At 67.0% G+C, this 18,035-nt stretch carries 17 protein-coding genes; 2 read left to right on the forward strand and 15 right to left on the reverse strand.

What is annotated here, in order from left to right:
• Window positions 1–71: 71 nt before the first annotated feature.
• The 4 genes from QFZ69_RS20075 to lysS all read right to left on the reverse strand — a co-directional run bounded on the left by QFZ69_RS20075 (window position 72) and on the right by lysS (window position 5,053).
• Entirely contained in the window at window positions 72–2,564 is a 2,493-nt protein-coding gene (locus QFZ69_RS20075; protein WP_306913905.1) for an ATP-dependent Clp protease ATP-binding subunit, read from the reverse strand.
• A 304-nt stretch (window positions 2,565–2,868) separates the two neighbouring features.
• Window positions 2,869–3,195: an Lsr2 family protein gene (locus tag QFZ69_RS20080; RefSeq protein ID WP_306913907.1), complete on the reverse strand. Its 327-nt coding sequence runs from the start codon at window positions 3,193–3,195 to the stop codon at window positions 2,869–2,871.
• Between the two features lie 131 nt (window positions 3,196–3,326).
• Complete coding sequence (locus tag QFZ69_RS20085; protein WP_307000376.1) at window positions 3,327–3,518, reverse strand: hypothetical protein; 192 nt, start codon at window positions 3,516–3,518, stop codon at window positions 3,327–3,329.
• 2 nt (window positions 3,519–3,520) lie between these two features.
• Window positions 3,521–5,053, reverse strand: a complete 1,533-nt coding sequence (gene lysS, locus QFZ69_RS20090) for a lysine--tRNA ligase (protein WP_306913910.1) — start codon at window positions 5,051–5,053, stop codon at window positions 3,521–3,523.
• 100 nt (window positions 5,054–5,153) lie between these two features.
• On the opposite strand from lysS, the gene QFZ69_RS20095 reads away from it, so the two are divergent.
• Together QFZ69_RS20095 and QFZ69_RS20100 are read left to right on the forward strand one after the other, a co-directional pair.
• Window positions 5,154–5,780, forward strand: a complete 627-nt coding sequence (locus tag QFZ69_RS20095; RefSeq protein ID WP_306913913.1) for a thymidine kinase — start codon at window positions 5,154–5,156, stop codon at window positions 5,778–5,780.
• 60 nt (window positions 5,781–5,840) lie between these two features.
• Entirely contained in the window at window positions 5,841–6,674 is an 834-nt protein-coding gene (locus tag QFZ69_RS20100) for an alpha/beta fold hydrolase (protein ID WP_306913915.1), read from the forward strand.
• Between the two features lie 496 nt (window positions 6,675–7,170).
• Here the strand turns inward: QFZ69_RS20100 and QFZ69_RS20105 are convergent, their stop codons facing one another.
• The 11 genes from QFZ69_RS20105 to ftsH form a co-directional block, all read right to left on the reverse strand.
• Complete coding sequence (locus QFZ69_RS20105) at window positions 7,171–8,658, reverse strand: MDR family MFS transporter (protein ID WP_306913918.1); 1,488 nt, start codon at window positions 8,656–8,658, stop codon at window positions 7,171–7,173.
• A gap of 115 nt (window positions 8,659–8,773) precedes the next feature.
• Window positions 8,774–9,673 (reverse strand): pantoate--beta-alanine ligase, encoded by a 900-nt coding sequence (gene panC / locus QFZ69_RS20110; protein ID WP_306913920.1) that lies wholly within the window; start codon window positions 9,671–9,673, stop codon window positions 8,774–8,776.
• Window positions 9,674–9,686: 13 nt separating this feature from the next.
• A complete protein-coding gene (locus tag QFZ69_RS20115; protein WP_306913922.1) occupies window positions 9,687–10,595 on the reverse strand; it encodes a Rossmann-like and DUF2520 domain-containing protein in 909 nt (302 codons plus the stop codon).
• The gene (locus QFZ69_RS20120; protein WP_373461740.1) at window positions 10,588–12,246 is read right to left on the reverse strand and encodes a PH domain-containing protein; all 1,659 of its coding nucleotides are present in this window, start codon (window positions 12,244–12,246) and stop codon (window positions 10,588–10,590) included. Before QFZ69_RS20120 ends, QFZ69_RS20115 begins: the two co-directional genes overlap by 8 nt.
• A 10-nt stretch (window positions 12,247–12,256) precedes the next feature.
• The gene (locus QFZ69_RS20125) at window positions 12,257–12,769 is read right to left on the reverse strand and encodes a PH domain-containing protein (RefSeq protein WP_306919519.1); all 513 of its coding nucleotides are present in this window, start codon (window positions 12,767–12,769) and stop codon (window positions 12,257–12,259) included.
• Window positions 12,750–13,274, reverse strand: a complete 525-nt coding sequence (locus tag QFZ69_RS20130; RefSeq protein ID WP_306913923.1) for a DUF3180 domain-containing protein — start codon at window positions 13,272–13,274, stop codon at window positions 12,750–12,752. Before QFZ69_RS20130 ends, QFZ69_RS20125 begins: the two co-directional genes overlap by 20 nt.
• Window positions 13,271–13,810 carry a 2-amino-4-hydroxy-6-hydroxymethyldihydropteridine diphosphokinase gene (gene folK, locus QFZ69_RS20135; protein ID WP_306913925.1) on the reverse strand — a complete coding sequence of 180 codons (540 nt, stop codon included), beginning with the start codon at window positions 13,808–13,810 and terminating at the stop codon, window positions 13,271–13,273. Before folK ends, QFZ69_RS20130 begins: the two co-directional genes overlap by 4 nt.
• A complete protein-coding gene (folB, locus tag QFZ69_RS20140) occupies window positions 13,807–14,166 on the reverse strand; it encodes a dihydroneopterin aldolase (protein WP_306919520.1) in 360 nt (119 codons plus the stop codon). The genes folK and folB overlap by 4 nt, the downstream gene beginning before the upstream one ends.
• 14 nt (window positions 14,167–14,180) lie before the next feature.
• Window positions 14,181–15,104 carry a dihydropteroate synthase gene (gene folP / locus QFZ69_RS20145; protein ID WP_307000378.1) on the reverse strand — a complete coding sequence of 308 codons (924 nt, stop codon included), beginning with the start codon at window positions 15,102–15,104 and terminating at the stop codon, window positions 14,181–14,183.
• Window positions 15,105–15,113: 9 nt separating this feature from the next.
• Window positions 15,114–15,761: a GTP cyclohydrolase I FolE gene (gene folE, locus QFZ69_RS20150; RefSeq protein WP_306913927.1), complete on the reverse strand. Its 648-nt coding sequence runs from the start codon at window positions 15,759–15,761 to the stop codon at window positions 15,114–15,116.
• A gap of 9 nt (window positions 15,762–15,770) precedes the next feature.
• On the reverse strand, window positions 15,771–17,840 hold the full coding sequence (ftsH, locus tag QFZ69_RS20155) for an ATP-dependent zinc metalloprotease FtsH (protein WP_306913930.1): 2,070 nt from the start codon (window positions 17,838–17,840) through the stop codon (window positions 15,771–15,773).
• Window positions 17,841–18,035 lie beyond the last annotated feature (195 nt).

Consider the following 18,035-nt stretch of genomic DNA (forward strand, 5'->3'; position numbering starts at 1 on the left):
GAACGGCAGCTACAAACACAAAGGCCCCGCCACTCCCTCTCAGGAATAGCGGGGCCTTTGGAATTTACTGCTTAGACGCTCGGAGCGATCTCCGGGATGCGCGGCTTGGCGTTGCCGGCGAAGGTGAACTTCGCGTCGTCGCCTTCGCCGTCCACATCCACCACTACGATGTCGCCGCCGTGCAGTTCGCCGAAGAGGATCTTCTCGGAGAGCTGGTCCTCGATCTCGCGCTGGATGGTCCGGCGCAGCGGCCGGGCACCCATGGCGGGATCGTAGCCGCGGGTGGCCAGGAGTACCTTGGCTGCGGTCGTGAGCTCGATGCCCATGTCCTTGTCCTTGAGGCGCTTCTCCAAACGGCCGACGAACATGTCCACGATCTCGATGATCTCGTCCTGGGTCAGCTGCGGGAAGACCACAACGTCGTCAACACGGTTCAGGAACTCGGGCCGGAAGTGCTGCTTGAGCTCTTCCGTGACGCGGGCGCGCATCCGGTTGTAGCCGGTCTGCGTGTCCGTGCCGGACTGGAAGCCGGTGGCAACGCTCTTGGAGATGTCCCGGGTGCCGAGGTTCGTGGTCATGATGATCACGGTGTTCTTGAAGTCCACCACGCGGCCCTGGGAGTCGGTCAGGCGGCCGTCTTCCAGGATCTGCAGCAGCGAGTTGAAGAGATCGGCGTGCGCCTTCTCCACTTCGTCAAACAGGACCACGGAGAACGGACGACGGCGGACCTTCTCGGTCAGCTGGCCGCCCTCCTCGTAGCCAACGTAGCCCGGAGGGGCACCGAAGAGCCGCGAGACGGTGTGCTTCTCCGAGTACTCGGACATGTCCAGCGTGATCAGGGCGTCTTCTTCGCCGAACAGGAACTCGGCGAGGGCCTTGGCCAGTTCGGTCTTGCCGACGCCGGTGGGGCCGGCGAAGATGAACGAACCGCCCGGACGCTTCGGGTCCTTCAGGCCTGCACGGGTGCGGCGGATCGCCTGGGACAGGGACCTGATGGCCTCGTCCTGGCCGACGACGCGCTTGTGCAGCTCGTCTTCCATCTTCAGCAGGCGCGAGGACTCCTCCTCGGTCAGCTTGAAGACCGGGATGCCGGTGGAGTTCGCCAGCACCTCAGCGATGAGGTCCTCATCAACTTCGGAGATGTCGTCCATGCCGCCGGTCTTCCACTGGCGTTCCTTCTCGGCACGCTCGACAATGAGCTTCTGCTCCTTGTCGCGCAACGAGGCCGCGCCTTCGAAGTCCTGCGCGTCAATCGCGGATTCCTTCTCCAGCTTCATGGCGGCAATACGCTCGTCCATCACCTTGAGCTCCGGCGGTGCAGTCATCCGGCGGATGCGCAACCGGGCACCGGCCTCATCGATCAGGTCGATCGCCTTGTCCGGCAGGAACCGGTCCGAGATGTAGCGCTCGGACAGGCTCGCCGCGGAGGCGAGGGCGCCGTCGGTGATGGTGACGCGGTGGTGTGCCTCGTACCGGTCCCGCAGGCCCTTGAGGATCTCGATCGCGTGCGCGACGGAGGGTTCCTTGACCTGGATGGGCTGGAAACGGCGTTCCAGCGCGGCGTCCTTCTCGATGTGCTTGCGGTACTCGTCCAGCGTGGTGGCACCGATGGTCTGGAGCTCACCGCGGGCCAGCATGGGCTTCAGGATCGAAGCCGCGTCGATGGCGCCCTCGGCAGCACCGGCACCCACCAGGGTGTGGATCTCATCGATGAACAGGATGATGTCGCCGCGCGTGCGGATCTCCTTGAGGACCTTCTTCAGGCGCTCTTCGAAGTCGCCGCGGTAGCGGGAGCCGGCCACGAGGGACCCGAGGTCCAGGGTGTACAGCTGCTTGTCCTTGATGGTCTCCGGCACGTCGCCGCGGACGATCGCCTGCGCCAGGCCTTCAACGACGGCGGTCTTGCCGACGCCGGGCTCGCCGATCAGCACCGGGTTGTTCTTGGTACGGCGGGAAAGGACCTGCATGACGCGTTCCATTTCCGACTCGCGCCCGATGACTGGGTCAAGCTTGTTCTCGCGCGCAGCCTGCGTAAGGTTGCGGCCGAACTGGTCCAGGACGACGGAACCGGCGGGCGTGCCTTCGGCCTGGCCGGGACCAACGCCGGCTCCGGTGGTTTCCTTGCCCTGGTAACCCGACAGCAGCTGGATGACCTGCTGGCGGACCCGGTTCAGGTCTGCACCCAGCTTGACCAGGACCTGGGCGGCCACACCTTCACCCTCGCGGATGAGACCAAGCAGGATGTGCTCGGTGCCGATGTAGTTATGTCCCAGCTGCAGGGCCTCGCGCAGCGAGAGCTCCAGCACTTTCTTGGCCCGGGGCGTGAAGGGGATGTGTCCGGACGGGGCCTGCTGGCCCTGGCCGATGATCTCCTGCACCTGTTCGCGGACTCCGTCGAGCGAAATGCTCAAGGACTCGAGGGCTTTGGCAGCAACACCTTCACCCTCATGGATCAGACCCAAGAGGATGTGTTCGGTACCAATGTAATTGTGGTTCAGCATGCGTGCCTCTTCTTGGGCAAGCACAACTACGCGACGGGCACGGTCCGTAAATCGCTCAAACATTTCGCCACACTCCTAGCTACGACGTACTTTGATGCTACGTGGCCCGGTTCGAGATTTGGGGCTTGTTCGCCACAGGGGAAACCGGGGCGCTTCGCCAGCGCGGTCGGCGCCGCCTTCGGGTACCCCGGAGGGAGCCAAGTCAGGCCCGCGGCCGGCCAAAGGCGGCCGGCGCTGACGATCCGGCCGGCACTGAACCTCCGCCCGCCGGCGGGCACGTCGCGGCGGCGGGCGCAGGCGGTATGACCGGACTCGCAACAGTGCCCCCACCGGAAGGCAGGGGCACTGGCAACGCTCAAGCGTTCGGCTAGGAATTTGCCTTTTGGTAGGCTTCCTGAATTTCAGCCTGGATACGGCCTCGGCTGTTTACCGCATAACCGTTGTCGCGTGCCCACTGGCGGATCTGTGCAGAGTCCTGATTGCGGCCGGTCGATATCCGCGTGCGGGTAGCGCGGCCGCTGGAGGTCTTGCGTGCGTGGGAAACAAAGCGCTCGACCGCAGAGCGCAACTCCGCGGCATTACCCGACGACAGATCGATTTCATAACTGACGCCGTCGAGGCCAAAGCGGACAGTCTCATCCGCGGATCCCCCATCCACATCATCAACGAGGATGATTTTTACTTTCTGTGCCATAAAGACTCTCTTTCCAAAAGGATGAGGACTGCAAAAGCAGGAGGTACTGCAATAAGTATCCTCCGTTTTGCGGCGCCGCGTCAAAGTGGAAAGGGTTTTTTCCTAAGGAAATCCACAGAAGCGAATAGGACCTATTTGGCGATTCCGGGGGAATGGCCGTCCTCGTGACCCGGATTACCGGGCCGGACCTTTTCCTGGGCTTCAGCCTTGGCTCGGGCTTCTGCCTGGCGCTCAGATTTGTCTGCATTGAAGATCGATTTCATGGCAAACCAGAAAATCAGGCCGACCACGACGGAGGGCAGCAGGACGGCGATGTACTCCATGATCAGTGTCCTTCGGGCTTCAGCAGCGGGAACAGGATGGTTTCGCGAATACCGGCACCGGTGAAGAGCATCACCAGCCGGTCGATGCCCAGGCCGATCCCGCCCATCGGCGGCGCACCGTACTCCAGGGCCCGCAGGAAGTCCTCGTCCAGATGCATGGCCTCCACGTCGCCGGCGGCGGAACGGCGGGACTGTTCGGTGAGCCGTTCGCGCTGGATCACAGGGTCGATCAGCTCGGAGAAGGCGGTGCCGCGCTCCATGCCGCCGATGATCAGATCCCAGGCTTCGATGAGCCGGCCATCTTCGCGGTGCTGGCGTGCCAGCGGCTGCGCGGACGGCGGGTAGTCGTAGACAAAGGTGGGGTTCATCAGCGTCGGCTCCACAATCTCGCCGAAGAGCTCCACAGCGAGCTTCTCCGCCTCCCAGTTCGCGTCGACCTTCACGTCGTGCTTCGCGGCGAGGGCGAGCAGTTCGGAGGCAGGGGTGTCCGGGGTGATCTCCTGGCCCACGGCTTCCGAGAGCCCCGGGTACACGGCCAGCCAGGCCCAGTCGCCGTCGAGGTTGATCTCCCCCGCTTCGGTCTGCAGCACGCGGCCCACGCCGGCGGCGTCGGCGGCGTCGAGGATGATTTCCTTGATCCGGTCCGCCATGACGAACTGGTCGGCCCAGGCCTCGTAGCTCTCCAGCGTGGTGAACTCGGGGCTGTGGGTGGAGTCGACGCCCTCGTTGCGGAACACGCGGCCCATGTCATACACGCGGTCGATTCCGCCGACGACGGTGCGCTTGAGGTACAGCTCGGTGGCGATGCGCAGCGTCATTTTCTGGTCGAAGGCGTTCATGTGTGTCTCGAACGGGCGGGCCGTGGCGCCGCCGTGGACCAGCTGCAGCATCGGGGTTTCCACCTCGACGTAGCCCTGGCGGTGCAGGGTCTCGCGGATGGAACGCGTGACGGCGGCGCGGGTGTAGACCATTTCGCGGGCCTCGTCGCGGACGATGAGGTCCACGTAGCGCTGGCGGACGCGGGTTTCTTCGTTCAGTTCGGCGTGCAGCACCGGCAGCGGGCGCAGCGCCTTGGACGCCATGGACCAGGAATCGGCCATGACGGAGAGCTCGCCGCGGCGTGAGGAGATGATCTCGCCCTTGATGAAGACGTGGTCGCCGAGGTCCACGAGGGACTTCCAGTCCGCGAGCGCCTCCTCGCCGATGTTGGCCAGGCTCAGCATGATCTGGAGGCGGACGGCCTTGCCGTCGGCGCCGCCTTCCTGCAGGGTCGCGAAGCACAGCTTGCCGGTGTTCCGGACGAAGACGATCCGGCCGGTCACGCCGACGGTGTCGCCGGTGGTTTCGTCCGCCTCCAGGTGAGCGTACTTTTCCCGGATTTCGGTCAGCGAATGCGTGCGCTCGACACCCACCGGATACGCCTCGATGCCGCGTTCGATCAGCCTGGCGCGCTTCTCCATCCGGATGCGCGTCTGCTCGCTGGCGTCGTGGGGCTCGGCGGCGGTGTTCGGGGCAGGGGTGTTTTGGGAAGTCACAATCCCCAAGTTTACCGGGTTTCCTCCCGCCCGGGTCCCGAGCGGACCGGTATCGGCTGCGCCTTTAGAATCGGGGGGCGACCCTTTCGAAAGGACCCCCTTGGCCAAGCTCTACTTCCGCTACGGCGCTATGAACTCCGGCAAGTCGACGGGCCTGCTCCAGGCCGCGTTCAACTATGAGGAACGGGGCCAGCGGGTGCTGCTCGCCAAACCCGACGTCGACACCAAGGGCGACGCCGACGTCGTGTCCCGCCTGGGCATGACCCGCCCGGTGGACTTCGTGATCCCGGCCGGCGCTTCGGTCCGGGAACTGTTCACGGCCCACGCCCACGGGGACGATCCCGATGCCCTGCTGGAGCATGTCGACACCCAGCCGGTGGCATGCCTGCTCGTGGACGAGGCGCAGTTCCTCGAACCGGGCCAGGTGGACGATCTGTTCCGCATCGCCGTCCAGGACGAGGTCCCGGTGCTCGCCTACGGTATCCGCACCGACTTCCGGACCCGGGCGTTCCCCGGCTCGCTCCGGCTCCTGGAGATCGCGCACACCCTCGAGGAACTCAAGACGATCTGCCGCTGCGGCCGCAAGGCCATCTTCAATACCCGCCGGGTCGGCAACCACGTGGTGTTCGACGGCGACCAGGTCGCGATCGATGGCCAGGACGTCTGGTACGAATCGCTGTGTGGTTCCTGCTACCTCGAAGCCTCCGGCGGGCGGCTGGGCAGCTGACCGTCCCGGCAGTCCGGGTCCCTACTGCGCTGTAGCTGCAGCCTCGGCTAGGCTCGGAGCATGACCCGCGAGAACATCAGAACCCCCGACGGCGGAACCATCGAGCTATTCAGCACGGGGGCGGAGCTGGCGGCGGCGGGTTCCGGCGTCGTCGTCGTGCCGGCCTCGATGGTGACTGCGGCCGACTACACGCGCTTCGCCCAGAAGCTCAGCGCTTCGCTGGGCCGGCCGGTCCACACCTTCAACCGGCGTGGCCGCGGGTCCTCCTCCCCGCAGCCGGAGGACTACACCCTCGACGTGGACGTCCGCGACCTGGACGCAATCATGACGCATACCTCCAGCACCGATGTCTTCGGGCACAGCTTCGGCGGGGCGGTGGCGTTGCACGCTGCCCGCACGCTGCCGGTGGAACGCCTGGCCGTGTATGACCCCACCGTCTCGGTCAACCACAGTGTCACGGCCGACTGGACTCCCGAATATGAGCGGGCGACAGCAGCCGGCGACGACGACCGCGCCCTGGCCGTCCTGCTCAGGGGGCTTGAGACCGGCAGCGCCCTGTCCCGGATGCCGCTGTCCATGCTGACGCTGGCCAACAAGCTCAGCGCCGGCACCCCGCTCGGCAAGCAGATGCGCGAGCTGATGCAAAATGGCGTCCGCGAGATCAAGGCCATCATCGCCGCGGACATGCCCGCCGAACCGTTCCTGGAACTGCCCCTGGAGACGCTGATCATCGTGGGCGAGAAGAGCCCGGCGTACTTCGGCGTGGCCTGCGCCCAGATCCACGATGTGCTGTCCGGCTCGAGTTACACGATCCTGCCGGGCATGGGGCACGACGGCGTCAACAAGGCACCGGACAAGCTCATCACCGAACTGAGCGAATTCTTCGCGGGCTAAAGCCGCCGCACGCCCGGGACCTTTGACTCCAAAGCCGGGGCGGCAGCGAATAGGGCAGAGGTATTCCTGGGCTGGCGGCGTAAAGTACCAAATTCCCGGTCTCTGTTCGCATGAGTTCCTGCGTCCAGCGCAGGGACCGGAATGTCAGGATCGCCAAAAAGGAATCACAAACACGGCCCGGTCTGAGCCCAGCCCCGGTGCGTAAGCAACGACGATTACCATTCCTCCGACGCTGGGCAGTCAGCTCGGTCAATACTTCGCCTCACCCTAATCGTCCGCCCCGGTCAGAATTCCCCGCCGGTTCCTAAGCCGTGACCGTCGTGAGCCATCCGAAAATGGCCGGCTCCACGATACTTTTCGCCGTGCCGGCCATTTTGTTCCTTGTGATTGGAAATTCGGAATGGCGGGGAAGCTTTGCTGGTCTGGCCGCCGTTGACTCTGCTTTCGGCTGTGGCCGGAACTTCGAGCGGCAAGGTGCACTCCAAGGGCCTGATTCCTAGTGCGGCGCCGGGTGCTCCCCTGCTGAGTTTTCCGCTGCCGCGGGCTTGCGCATCAGGGCGGACAGCACGACGGCGGCCAGGGCGATCGCCGCTGCTGTCAGGAACGCAGCGTGCATTCCGGCGACCATTCCCGCGCCGGCGGCGACCACCGCGTAGATGGAAACCAGCAGGGCGGTTCCGGCGGCACCAGCCACCTGCTGCAGGGTGCTCATGATGGCTGAACCGTGCGAGTAGAGATGCGGAGGCAGCGGGTTGAGGCCGGTGGTGAAGGCAGGCGTGAAGAGCAGGGCAAGCCCCAGGCTCAGGACCACGTGCAGCGCGACGATCCAGCCCACCGGCGTATCTGCGTCCAGCAGGGAGAACTGGAACAGCGACAGCACCAGCAGGGCCGAGCCGGTGACGGTCAGGGGCAGCGGTCCGACCTTGTCGAAGATGCGGCCGATGAACGGGCCCAGCAGGCCCATGGCCAGTCCGCCCGGGAGCAGCACCAGGCCTGTCTCCAGCGACTTCAGTCCGCGGATTTCCTGCAGGTACAGCGGCAACAGGATCACCGCGCCGAACAGGGCGATCATCGCGACGACGAGCAGCAGGACCGAGACGGTGAACATGCGGAACTTGAAGGCGCGCAGGTCCAGCAGGGGCGCCGAGGACTTCTGCAGGCGCAGCTGCCGGAAAACGAAGGCGGCCATGGCTGCCGCTCCCACGGCCAGTGCAATCACGGCCGTCGAGCCGGGACCGCCCTGGCCTCCGCCGATCTGGCTGAGGCCATACACCAGGCCGCCAAAGGCGGGAACCGTCAGCACGACGGACAAGGCGTCCAGCCGGGTCTTCTGCGTTTCGCCGATGTTGGTCAGGAAGCGGGCACCGATGGCGAGGGCGGCAAGGGCAATCGGCAGGACGAAGACGAACATGAAGCGCCAGGAGAAGTGCTCAAGGATCGCGCCGGATACCGTGGGGCCCATCGCCGGCGCCACCGAGATGGCGATGCTGACGTTGCCCATCACGGCGCCCCGGCGGGCCACCGGAACCAGGGTGAGGATCGTGGTCATCAGGAGTGGGAGCATGATGGCCGTGCCGCCGGCTTGGACAATCCGGGCGAGCAGCAGGATTTCAAAGCCCGGGGCCACGGCCGCGAGCAGCGTGCCGCCGGAGAACAGGCCCATGGCGAGCAGAAAGACGGCCCTGGTGGACAGCCGCTGCAGGATGAATCCGGTTGTTGGAATCACCACGGCCATGGTGAGCATGAAACCGGTGGAGAGCCACTGCACGGTGGGAGCGTCCACCCGCAGATCCACCATCAGCCGCTGCAGGGCGACGTTCATGATGGTTTCGTTGAGGATGACCACGAACGTGGCCACCAGCAACGTGACGATGATGGTGACGGATTCCCGGGACATCTTGCCTGCCGGCGCCGCCCTGCCGGCCTGTGTCTGGGCGGTCTGCGCCGGTTCGCGTGGGGCTTTTGAAGAGACGTCTGTTGGCATGGGTTTCCCTTAGGAAGAGTTGGTGGGTCCGGCGGGCGTTGCCGATGCTGTTTTTGCTAACCGGCGATTCCGTGGAGTAATTCCCGGCGGGACAATCTTTTCCGTTCCGGCGGGATCACGAGTCCAGCGGAACGTTGTCGATCAGGCGGACCGGGCCCACTCTGGCCGCGATAAGGGCCAGTCCCTGGCCGCGGAAGGGCGTGTCCTTGCAGTTCTCCGCCAACGGCTCGAGGGTGAGCGGATCAACGACCTCGAAATAATCCAGCTGCACGAGCGGCTGCGACTCCACCAGCGCCTGCGCGGACTCCAGATCCAGCGGCTCGTGGGCGTTGGCGCGGTCCTCCACCAGCCGGAGTGCCCGGGACAGCACGAGGGCGGCCTCGCTCTCCTCGGCCGAGAGGAAGCGGTTGCGGCTGGACAGCGCAAGCCCGTCCGCGGACCGAACGGTCGGAACCGGAACGATCTCGACCGGGAAGTTCAGGTCTGCCACCATGCGTCGGACGAGGGCCAACTGCTGGGCGTCCTTCTGGCCGAAATACGCCCGGTACGCCGGCAGGGCCCCGCCCGAGCACGCGCCGGGCATTCCGTAATGCAGCAGCTTGGCCACGACAGTGAGGGCACCGTCGAAGTGTCCCGGCCGCGAGGCCCCCTCCCATTTCCCGGCCAGCGGGCCCGCGGTGACCCGCACCATCGGCTCCCCGTCGGGGTAGACCTCTTCGACCCCCGGCGCGAAGACGAGATCCACGCCCTCGGCGTCGAGGAGGGCCAGGTCCGCTTCCAGCGTCCGCGGATACCGTTCCAGGTCAACGGCTTCGCCGAATTGGAGCGGGTTGACGAAGATGCTGGCCACCACCACATCGTTCTGCCCGACGGCGGTGCGCGCCAGCTGGGCATGTCCCTCGTGCAGGGCGCCCATGGTCGGCACCAGGCCCTGCGAGCTGCCGTTTTTCCGTGCCAGCAGGCGGGCGCTTTCGGTCCGGAGCTGCGCGGCCGTCGTCACCAGTTGGATCGCCAAACCAGGTCCTTCCTTAGGATTGCGGGCCGTTCTGGTCCGGGCCCTCGAGGGCACGGCCGATGCCCTCGAGCTGGTCCGGTTTAAGCATGCCCCGGTTCCCGGCCCGCCGGGCCGTTGCCCGTGCCATGGCCAGGTACGCCTCCAGAATATCGCCGCCGGAATCGGAGTCCTGCTCCCGGAGGGCTTCGGCATGCGCCGCCACAGTGCCCACATCGCCGCGGGCCACCGGACCGGTCAGCGCCGTTTCGCCCGAGGCCAGGGCGTTCTCCAGCGTCGCTCGCAGCAGCGGGCCCAGCATGCGCTCCGGGGACTCGACGCCGACTTCCCGGAGGAGTTGGGAGGCCTGAGCCACGAGTGTGACGAGATGGTTGGAACCGTGCGCGAGGGCTGCGTGGTAGAGCGTGCGGTCGGCTTCGGCAATGGCGACCGGCTCGGCGCCCATCTCGACGACGAGGGCCTGTGCGATGGGCAGCATGGCGGTGTCGGCGGTGACCCCGAACGTGCAGTCGAGCAGCCTCGTGAGGTCAAGGCTCATGCCCGTAAAGGTCATCGCGGGATGCAGCGCCAGCGGCACGGCTCCGGCAGCGCGGACAGGGTGCAGGATGCCGACGCCGAAACGGCCCGAAGTGTGCGCCACGAGCTGTCCGGGTTGCCAGGCACCGAGTTTCGCCAGCCCCTCAACCAGCGCGGCGAGCGCGTCGTCGGGGACCGCCAGCAGGACAAGCTCGGCACGCTCGACAATGTCCGGGATGTCCAGCACCGGGACGCCGGGAAGCAGGGTTTCGGCGCGTTCCCGGCTGGCGTCCGAGACCGCGGACACGCCGATGACGGCGTGCTCAGCGCCGCGCAGCGCGGCACCCAGGACGGCACCGACCTTGCCTGCGCCAATGATTCCGACGCCGAGGCGTCCTGGCCTAGCCATGCTGAGGGCCTTCCTTCTGGCTGGATTCTTCGGTACGGGGTTCTTCGGTGCTGGATTCTTCGGTGCGGGGTTCTTCGGTGCTGCGTTCTTCGGTGCGGGCGGTTTCCGCTGGCGCGGGCCCAGCCGTCGAGCCGGGGCCAAGCACGAGCGGTGTCACCTGGTCCAGCCAGTGCTCGCTGGTCTGGCGTTTCCGTGCGGCCCGGGCCCGGGCGGCCTGCGCGTCGAGCAGCGCCTTCCCTTCCGCGAGCCCCGCCTGGATAGCTTTGGGGGACACGGGACCGGCCGTGGTGTGCAGGACGAGGTCCACCACACCGAACCGCCGGGCCAGCGGACCCTGCTGCAGCGCCATCGATTGCGTGCGCTGGTGCGGGACCACCACGAACTGCCGCCACCACCGTCCGGAGCGGATCAGCAGCGCCGTGCCCGTGGCGGTAAAGCCGTTGCGCCGCCAGCCCAGCGGCGCCAGCAGCCGCGCGCGGCGCGGCGTGGTGACGAAGCCGCCGTCGTTCGCCGTCCCAGGCTCCCCGCCGGCACCGGAGACGTCGGCGAGGCCGTGGAGACCGGCCGTAAAAACGCGGACGGGCTCCGGGGTCCCGGGGTCGGGCAGGACCAGGGAGAGCATGGTGATCACTTCACCAAGGGTTCCGACGGGCAGGAGCGTGGTCCGGGACGAACCCTCGCCGTTGCCTGCCACGGCGCCGTAGCCGGCGACGTTGACCTGGATCCGGTACCAGCCGAAGATCCGCCAGAGCGGAGGCTGGCTCACCCTCAGGGCCTGGATCCGGCCCGGCGGCAGGGTCTGCGCCTGGGTGTCCAGCAGCCCGTAACGCAGCCGGATGCCGTCCGGGGAAATGGCGGCAGTGAAGTTGTAGCCCTTGCTGAACGAACTCCAGTACGCGGCCACGAACCCCAGCGCGGCCGGGATCAGATAGAGGTAGAAGCTGCGGTTATCCGTCACGGCCGAAAGCGCCACGGCCGCCGTGGCGCCGAGCACGATGAAGACGCTTTGTTCGCTCAGCAGCAGCGAACCGACGAGCCGCGAGGGCGGTACGGTCAGCACCGCATGTTCGGGAGCCTCCGCCGCGGCGGCCTCGGGGCGCTCCGGATCCGGCGCTACCCCGGCGGCGCGGGCAAGGATCGTTGCCCTGAGCTGCCGTGCCTCGTCCATCCGCAGATACGCGAGCCTTACCGCGGACTCCCCGGCGTCTGCCACCTCGAACCTGAGTTCTGCCAGTCCGAAGATCCGCGCCAGCAGCGGCTGCACGATGTCGATCGCCTGGACCCGGTCCAGCCTGGCCTGCCGCTGCTGTTTGAAGAGGAACCCGGTGTTGACCCGGACATAGCCTTCGGCCACCTGGTAACGCGTGAAGTACCAGCTCAGGATGAAGCCGGCCACGGTCAGCAGCAGGACCGTGCCCCCGCCGAGCAGCAGCCACGGCGCCCGGCCCGCGACCTGCTCATCGAGCAGGGGACCGCCCTGGAGCATCCGTTCGAAGGTGTCCCGGCCGAAGAAGAACCCGATGGCGGCCAGCGCCACCCAGCCGCGGACAAACGGCGAGGCCGGGTGCACGCGCTGCCAGCCGCCGTCCGTCCCGGCCGGCGCGGGACCGGTGGTCGCTTCGGGGGCTGTGCCGGTACCGTCCGGTTTCACGAAGTTTCCGTCACAGCCCGGCCAGCCGGGCTTCCCCGCGCGCGGAGAGCTGCTCGCGGAGCCGGGCCCCTTCGGCGGCCGGCAGGCCGGGGATCTCGGCATTGGTTCCGGCGGAGGCGGTGTGCAGCTTCAGCGTGCACAGGCCGAGGCCGCGTTCCACCGGCCCGGCCCCGATGTCCACATACTGCATGCGCCCGTAGGGCACCACGAGGACGCGTTGGAAGAAAATGCCGCTGCGGATCAGCAAATCGTCCTCGCGTTCGGCGTAGCCGATCGCGCGGACCTGCCGCGGAATGAGCAGCAGCCGCCAAAGCGCCAGGAGCCCCACCACGGCCGGCAAGGCGGCGGCAAGCCACAGCGGCAAGCCCGTCCACCAGCCGCCGAGGACGAGGACCAGCGGCAGGGACAGGACCGTCAGCACGAGCAGGTTCCCGAGGGCCCAGCCCGCAATCCGGACCGTAATGTACTTGGGAGAAACCCGGAGCCAGGTGACGCCGGGAGGGTCAATCGCCTCGGTAGGCATACTCACCCTCCGCCTTCGGTTTGCCGCGCTTTTCCTGCACTCCCTGGCTGCCCTCGGCGTCGCCGTCCTCCGGCGGGATCCGGCAGAAACGCTCCACCACCAGGCCCACCAACACCATGATCAGACCGCCGCCGGCCATGGCCAGGGCCTGCCAGGTGAGGCCCTGGGTGCTGCGCAGGTTCCAGAGCCGCAGCTGGTCCAGGAAGATCCCGGCGTGCCAGCCCAGCAGGACGCTACCCGTGTACGCGCAGGCTTGGGCGAGGAGCAGGGTCCAGGCGGCCAGGATCGGGTTGAGCATCTTCTTTTTCTTGCCGTTGCGCCAGCGCAGCACGCGGATGCCCAGCACGAGGGTCAGGACCACGATCACGCCCATGGTCACGAGCCCGGTCAGCGGCAGCACCGGTGTGGAGAGCCCGTAGCGGGTGGTCAGCAAGGTGGCGAAATAGCCGGCAAGGGCAACACCGACGCCGATGACGAGGAGGAGCCACGGGTTGATCGGCTTCACGTCCGCTCCACCCCTCCGGCGACACCGTGCACGTCTTCGAAACCGTCAAAGGGAGTGAGGTCGGCGAAGTCCGGCGCCTTCGCTGCCAGCCCGCCCACCCGTTCGCCGTTCAGCTCCGCGGCCGGGTCGATCAGCGACCAGGGGTAGAGCACGAACGCCCGCTCCGCGGCGCGCGGGTGGGGCAGGGTCAGTTCGGGATCGGAGCTGACCAGGTCGCCGTAGGTGATGATGTCCACGTCGAGGGTCCGCGGGCCCCAGCGTACGTTCCGCGCCCGCAGGTGCTTTTGTTCGACCGCGTGGCAGTGCCGGAGCAGGTCCAGCGGCAGCAAAGTGGTTTCCACCGCGATCACCATGTTAAGGAAGTCCGGCTGGCCCGGCGGGCCGCCCACGGGCTTCGTCTGGAAGATCGGCGAGATGGCCAGGAGGCGGACCTCCGGCGGGTCGACAAGATCAGCGACGGCGGACGAGAGCGTGTCATTGCGCTCCCCCAGATTGCTCCCCAGCGCTATGACGGCACGGGTGTACGGCTGACTCATGGCTGCTCCCGGTGAACGCTGACCGACACGTCGCCGAAATCCACCTCGATGGGGGCCTTCGGCTTGTGCACGGTGATGTCCACCGCGGCGACATCGAACCTGCGCAGCACGTCGTCGGCGATCCGCACCGCCAGGGCCTCGATCAGGTTCAGCGGGTCCCCGGTGATCCAGCCCCGGATGCAGTCCGCGACCTCCCCGTAGTGGGCGGTGTCCAGGACGTCATCGGAGGCGGCTGCCTTGCTGACGTCAAGGTGCAGCACGGCATCTACGACGAACGGCTGGCCGTCGCGGCGTTCGAAATCAAACACCCCGTGATGGCCGACGGCGGTGACGCCGCTCAGCGTGATCTGGTCCATGGTCACTGGCCGGATCAGTTTTTGCCGGCCGGGGCCGGCATCATGCGGGCCGCGACCTTGACGGCGTCCAGGCTGGGGCCGACGTCGTGCACGCGGACCGCCCAGGCGCCGCGGGAGGCGCTGATGGCGGTCACGGCGGCGGTCGCTGAGTCGCGCTCGGCCGGCGGCGCGGCCTTTCCGGCGACCGTCAGCAGGCTGCCGAGGAACCGCTTGCGGGAGGCCGCCACGAGGACCTTGTGACCCATGCCCTGCAGGGCGTCGAGGTTTCGGAGCACTTCCCAGTTCTGCTCCTCATTCTTCGAGAAGCCCAGGCCCGGGTCAAGAATGATCTGCTCCGGGGCGACGCCGGCGGCGTAGAGCTTGTCGCGCAGGCCGGCCAGTTCGGCCACCACCTCTTCCGCCACATTCCCGTACTCGGCCAGAGAGTCCATGGTGTTGGCGTTGCCACGACGGTGGGTCAGGACGTAGGGCGCCTTGCTCCGGGCCACGAGTTCCGCCATTTCCGGTTCGAGGGTCAGCCCGGAGACGTCGTTGATGATGGTGGCACCCGCGTCCAGCGCCGCAGCCGCGGTGGCGGCGTGGGTCGTGTCGATGCTGACAAGGGCACCGGCTTTGACCAGGGCCGCGATGACCGGCAGCACCCGCTTGAGTTCCTCCTCAACGCCGACCTCGACGGCGCCGGGGCGCGTGGATTCGCCGCCGACGTCGATGATGTCAGCGCCGGCGTAGAACATCCGGAGCCCCGCGGCGACGGCGACGTCTGTTGACGCGTGCTGTCCCCCGTCGCTGAAAGAGTCCGGGGTGACGTTCAGGATCCCCATCACGAGAGTCCGGTCCGAGGGCAGGTCCTTGAAGGTAGCCGCCCGGCGCGGGTTGCGCAGCACGGGCAGGGGCGAGGTTGCCGGGCCGGTGCCGGGGGCTGCCGCTAGGGAGTCCATAGTCTGTTCTTACCTTCCGAGGATGAGGCTCATGGCTTCGGCACGGGTGGCCGGGTCATGCAGTTGCCCGCGTACCGCGCTGGTGACGGTCTTGGCGCCGGGCTTGCGAATGCCGCGCATGGACATGCAGAGGTGTTCGCATTCGATGACGACGATCGCGCCGCGGGGTTTGAGGTGGGTGACGAGCGCTTCGACGATCTGGGTTGTCAGCCGTTCCTGCACCTGGGGGCGGCGTGCGAATATGTCCACCAGCCGGGCCAGCTTGCTCAGGCCCGTGACCTTGCCGTCGTGCGATGGGATGTAGCCGACATGCGCCACCCCGTGGAACGGCACCAGGTGGTGCTCGCAGGTCGAGTAGAACGGGATGTCCTTGACCAGGACAAGTTCCTCATGATCGAGGTCGAAGGTCGTGGCCAGGATCTCCGCGGGATCGTGGTGCAGCCCCGCAAACATCTCGTTGTACGCCTTGGCTACCCGCTTCGGGGTGTCCAGGAGGCCGCTGCGGTCCGGGTCCTCACCGATGGCCAGCAGGATCTCCCGCACTGCCGCCTCGATCCGGGGACGGTCCACTTTGTGGCCGGCGTGTTTGACGGATGCTCCCGCCGTCGAATCGGCGGTGGCGGGAGCATCGTCGTCGTCTTTGATGAAAGAAGTCACAGAAGAAGCTTAGCCGGGATGGCCATTGGGCCCGAGATCCGTTCCACCGCCCTGGAAAGGCTCCTGTCCGGAGACGACACCCTGGGCGTGCGGGGGCATGGCGTCGAGCGGTTCCTCGAGCCGGGCCTCCTTGGCTTCTTCCTGTGCTTCGCGCTCGGCTTTTTCGCGGCGGGACTCCACCGGGCCGGTCTCCTGGATCGGGCGGGTCTCCTTGGACAGCCAGACCTCGCGGAAGTCGCTCCTGCGGATATTGGTGAAGACCTGCGCGATTTCGGCCTGGTTCAGCGTTTCGCGTTCCAGCAGCTCCAAGGCCAGTTCATCCAGCACGTCCCGGTTTTCGGTGAGGATGGCGTAGGCCTCGTCGTGCGCCCCGTCGATCAGGCGGCGGACTTCCTCGTCGACAATGTAGGCGATCTGGTCCGAGTAATTGCGCTCGTGGCCGGCGTCGCGGCCCAGGAAGGGCTCGCCGCCGCCCTGGCCGAGGCGCACGGCGCCGACGCGTTCGCTCATGCCGAACTCGGTGACCATCTTGCGGGCGATGCCGGTGGCCTTCTCGATGTCGTTGGACGCACCCGTGGAGGGGTCATGGAAGACGAGTTCCTCCGCCACGCGGCCGCCCATGGCGTAGGCCATCTGGTCGAGGAGTTCGTTGCGCGTCACGGAGTACTTGTCGTTCTCCGGCACCACCATCGTGTAGCCCAGGGCGCGGCCGCGGGGCAGGATGGTGATCTTGGTGACCGGCGCCGAGTTGCGCAGCGCCGCTGCGACCAGGGCGTGGCCGCCCTCGTGGTAGGCGGTGACCTTGCGTTCGTGTTCCTTCATGACGCGGCTGCGCTTCTGCGGGCCGGCCATGACGCGGTCGATCGCCTCGTCCAGGGCGCGGTCGTCAACCAGGTTGGCGTTGGAGCGGGCGGTCAGCAGCGCGGCCTCGTTGAGCACATTGGCCAGGTCTGCGCCGGTGTATCCGGGCGTCTTCTTCGCCACGGCTTTCAGGTCGACGCCGGACGCCATCGGCTTGCCCTTCGCGTGGACCTTCAGGATCTGCTCGCGGCCGATCAGGTCGGGGGCCTCGACGCCAATCTGGCGGTCGAAGCGGCCCGGGCGCAGCAGGGCCGGGTCGAGCACGTCGGGGCGGTTGGTGGCGGCGATCAGGATGACGTTCGTCTTGACGTCGAAGCCGTCCATTTCCACCAGCAGCTGGTTGAGGGTCTGCTCGCGCTCGTCGTTGCCGCCGCCGATGCCGGCGCCGCGGTGACGGCCGACGGCGTCGATTTCGTCCACGAAGATGATGGCCGGCGCGTTGGCCTTGGCCTGCTCGAACAGGTCGCGGACACGGGAGGCGCCCACGCCGACGAACATTTCAACAAAGTCCGAGCCGGAGATCGAGAAGAACGGCACGCCGGCCTCGCCGGCGACGGCGCGGGCCAGGAGGGTCTTGCCGGTACCTGGCGGGCCGTAGAGGAGCACACCCTTGGGGATCTTGGCGCCGACGGCCTGGAACTTGGCCGGCTCCGCGAGGAATTCCTTGATTTCTTCGAGCTCTTCGACGGCCTCGTCGGAGCCGGCAACGTCGCTGAAGGTGACCTGCGGCATGTCCTTGTTGACCAGCTTGGCCTTGGACTTGCCGAACTGCATGACCTTGGAACCGCCGCCCTGCATGCGCGAGAGCAGGAACCAGAAGAGAACGCCGAGCAGCAGCACCGGAATCAGGAGCGAGAACAGCCCCGAGAACCAGTTGTTTTCGAGCGGCTGGTCGGTGAAGCCGCTCGGCGGCTTGGCATCGGTGACTGCCTTGACGACGTCGACCGCACGGGCGTTGACGTAGTAGAACTGGACGTTCTTGCCCTTGTCCTGGCCGTCGACCTGCAGGTTGTCCTTCAAGACCAGGTCGACACGGTTCTCCGCGTCGAAGATCTTGGCCTGTTCGATGTTGCCGCCGTCGCTCAGCAGCGCGAGGCCCCTGTCCGTGTCGATCCGGGCGGAACCGCCGGGGGCGAGGGTGGCAAAGGCCAGCAGGAGCATGCCGATAACAACGACGATCCAGATGCCCGGGCCCTTGAAGAAACTCTTAGCTTTCATCTGTTCGGGGCTGGCCCCGTCCCTCCTGGTAGTGCTGCACGGCGACCGATCTGCGCGCGTGGGGTACTGCGTCAGTTTCTAGCTATACACCGTCCCCGTTGCTCACGCACGGTGGAGACCAAAAGTTCCCTGTGGGCGTAGCGGGCACCGCCCTGTGGGCCGGGCGGGCGCGCTGCAGGATGCGGCGCGGCCGGC

The organism is Arthrobacter sp. V1I7 (assembly GCF_030817015.1).
In the GTDB taxonomy this organism is placed as follows: domain Bacteria; phylum Actinomycetota; class Actinomycetes; order Actinomycetales; family Micrococcaceae; genus Arthrobacter.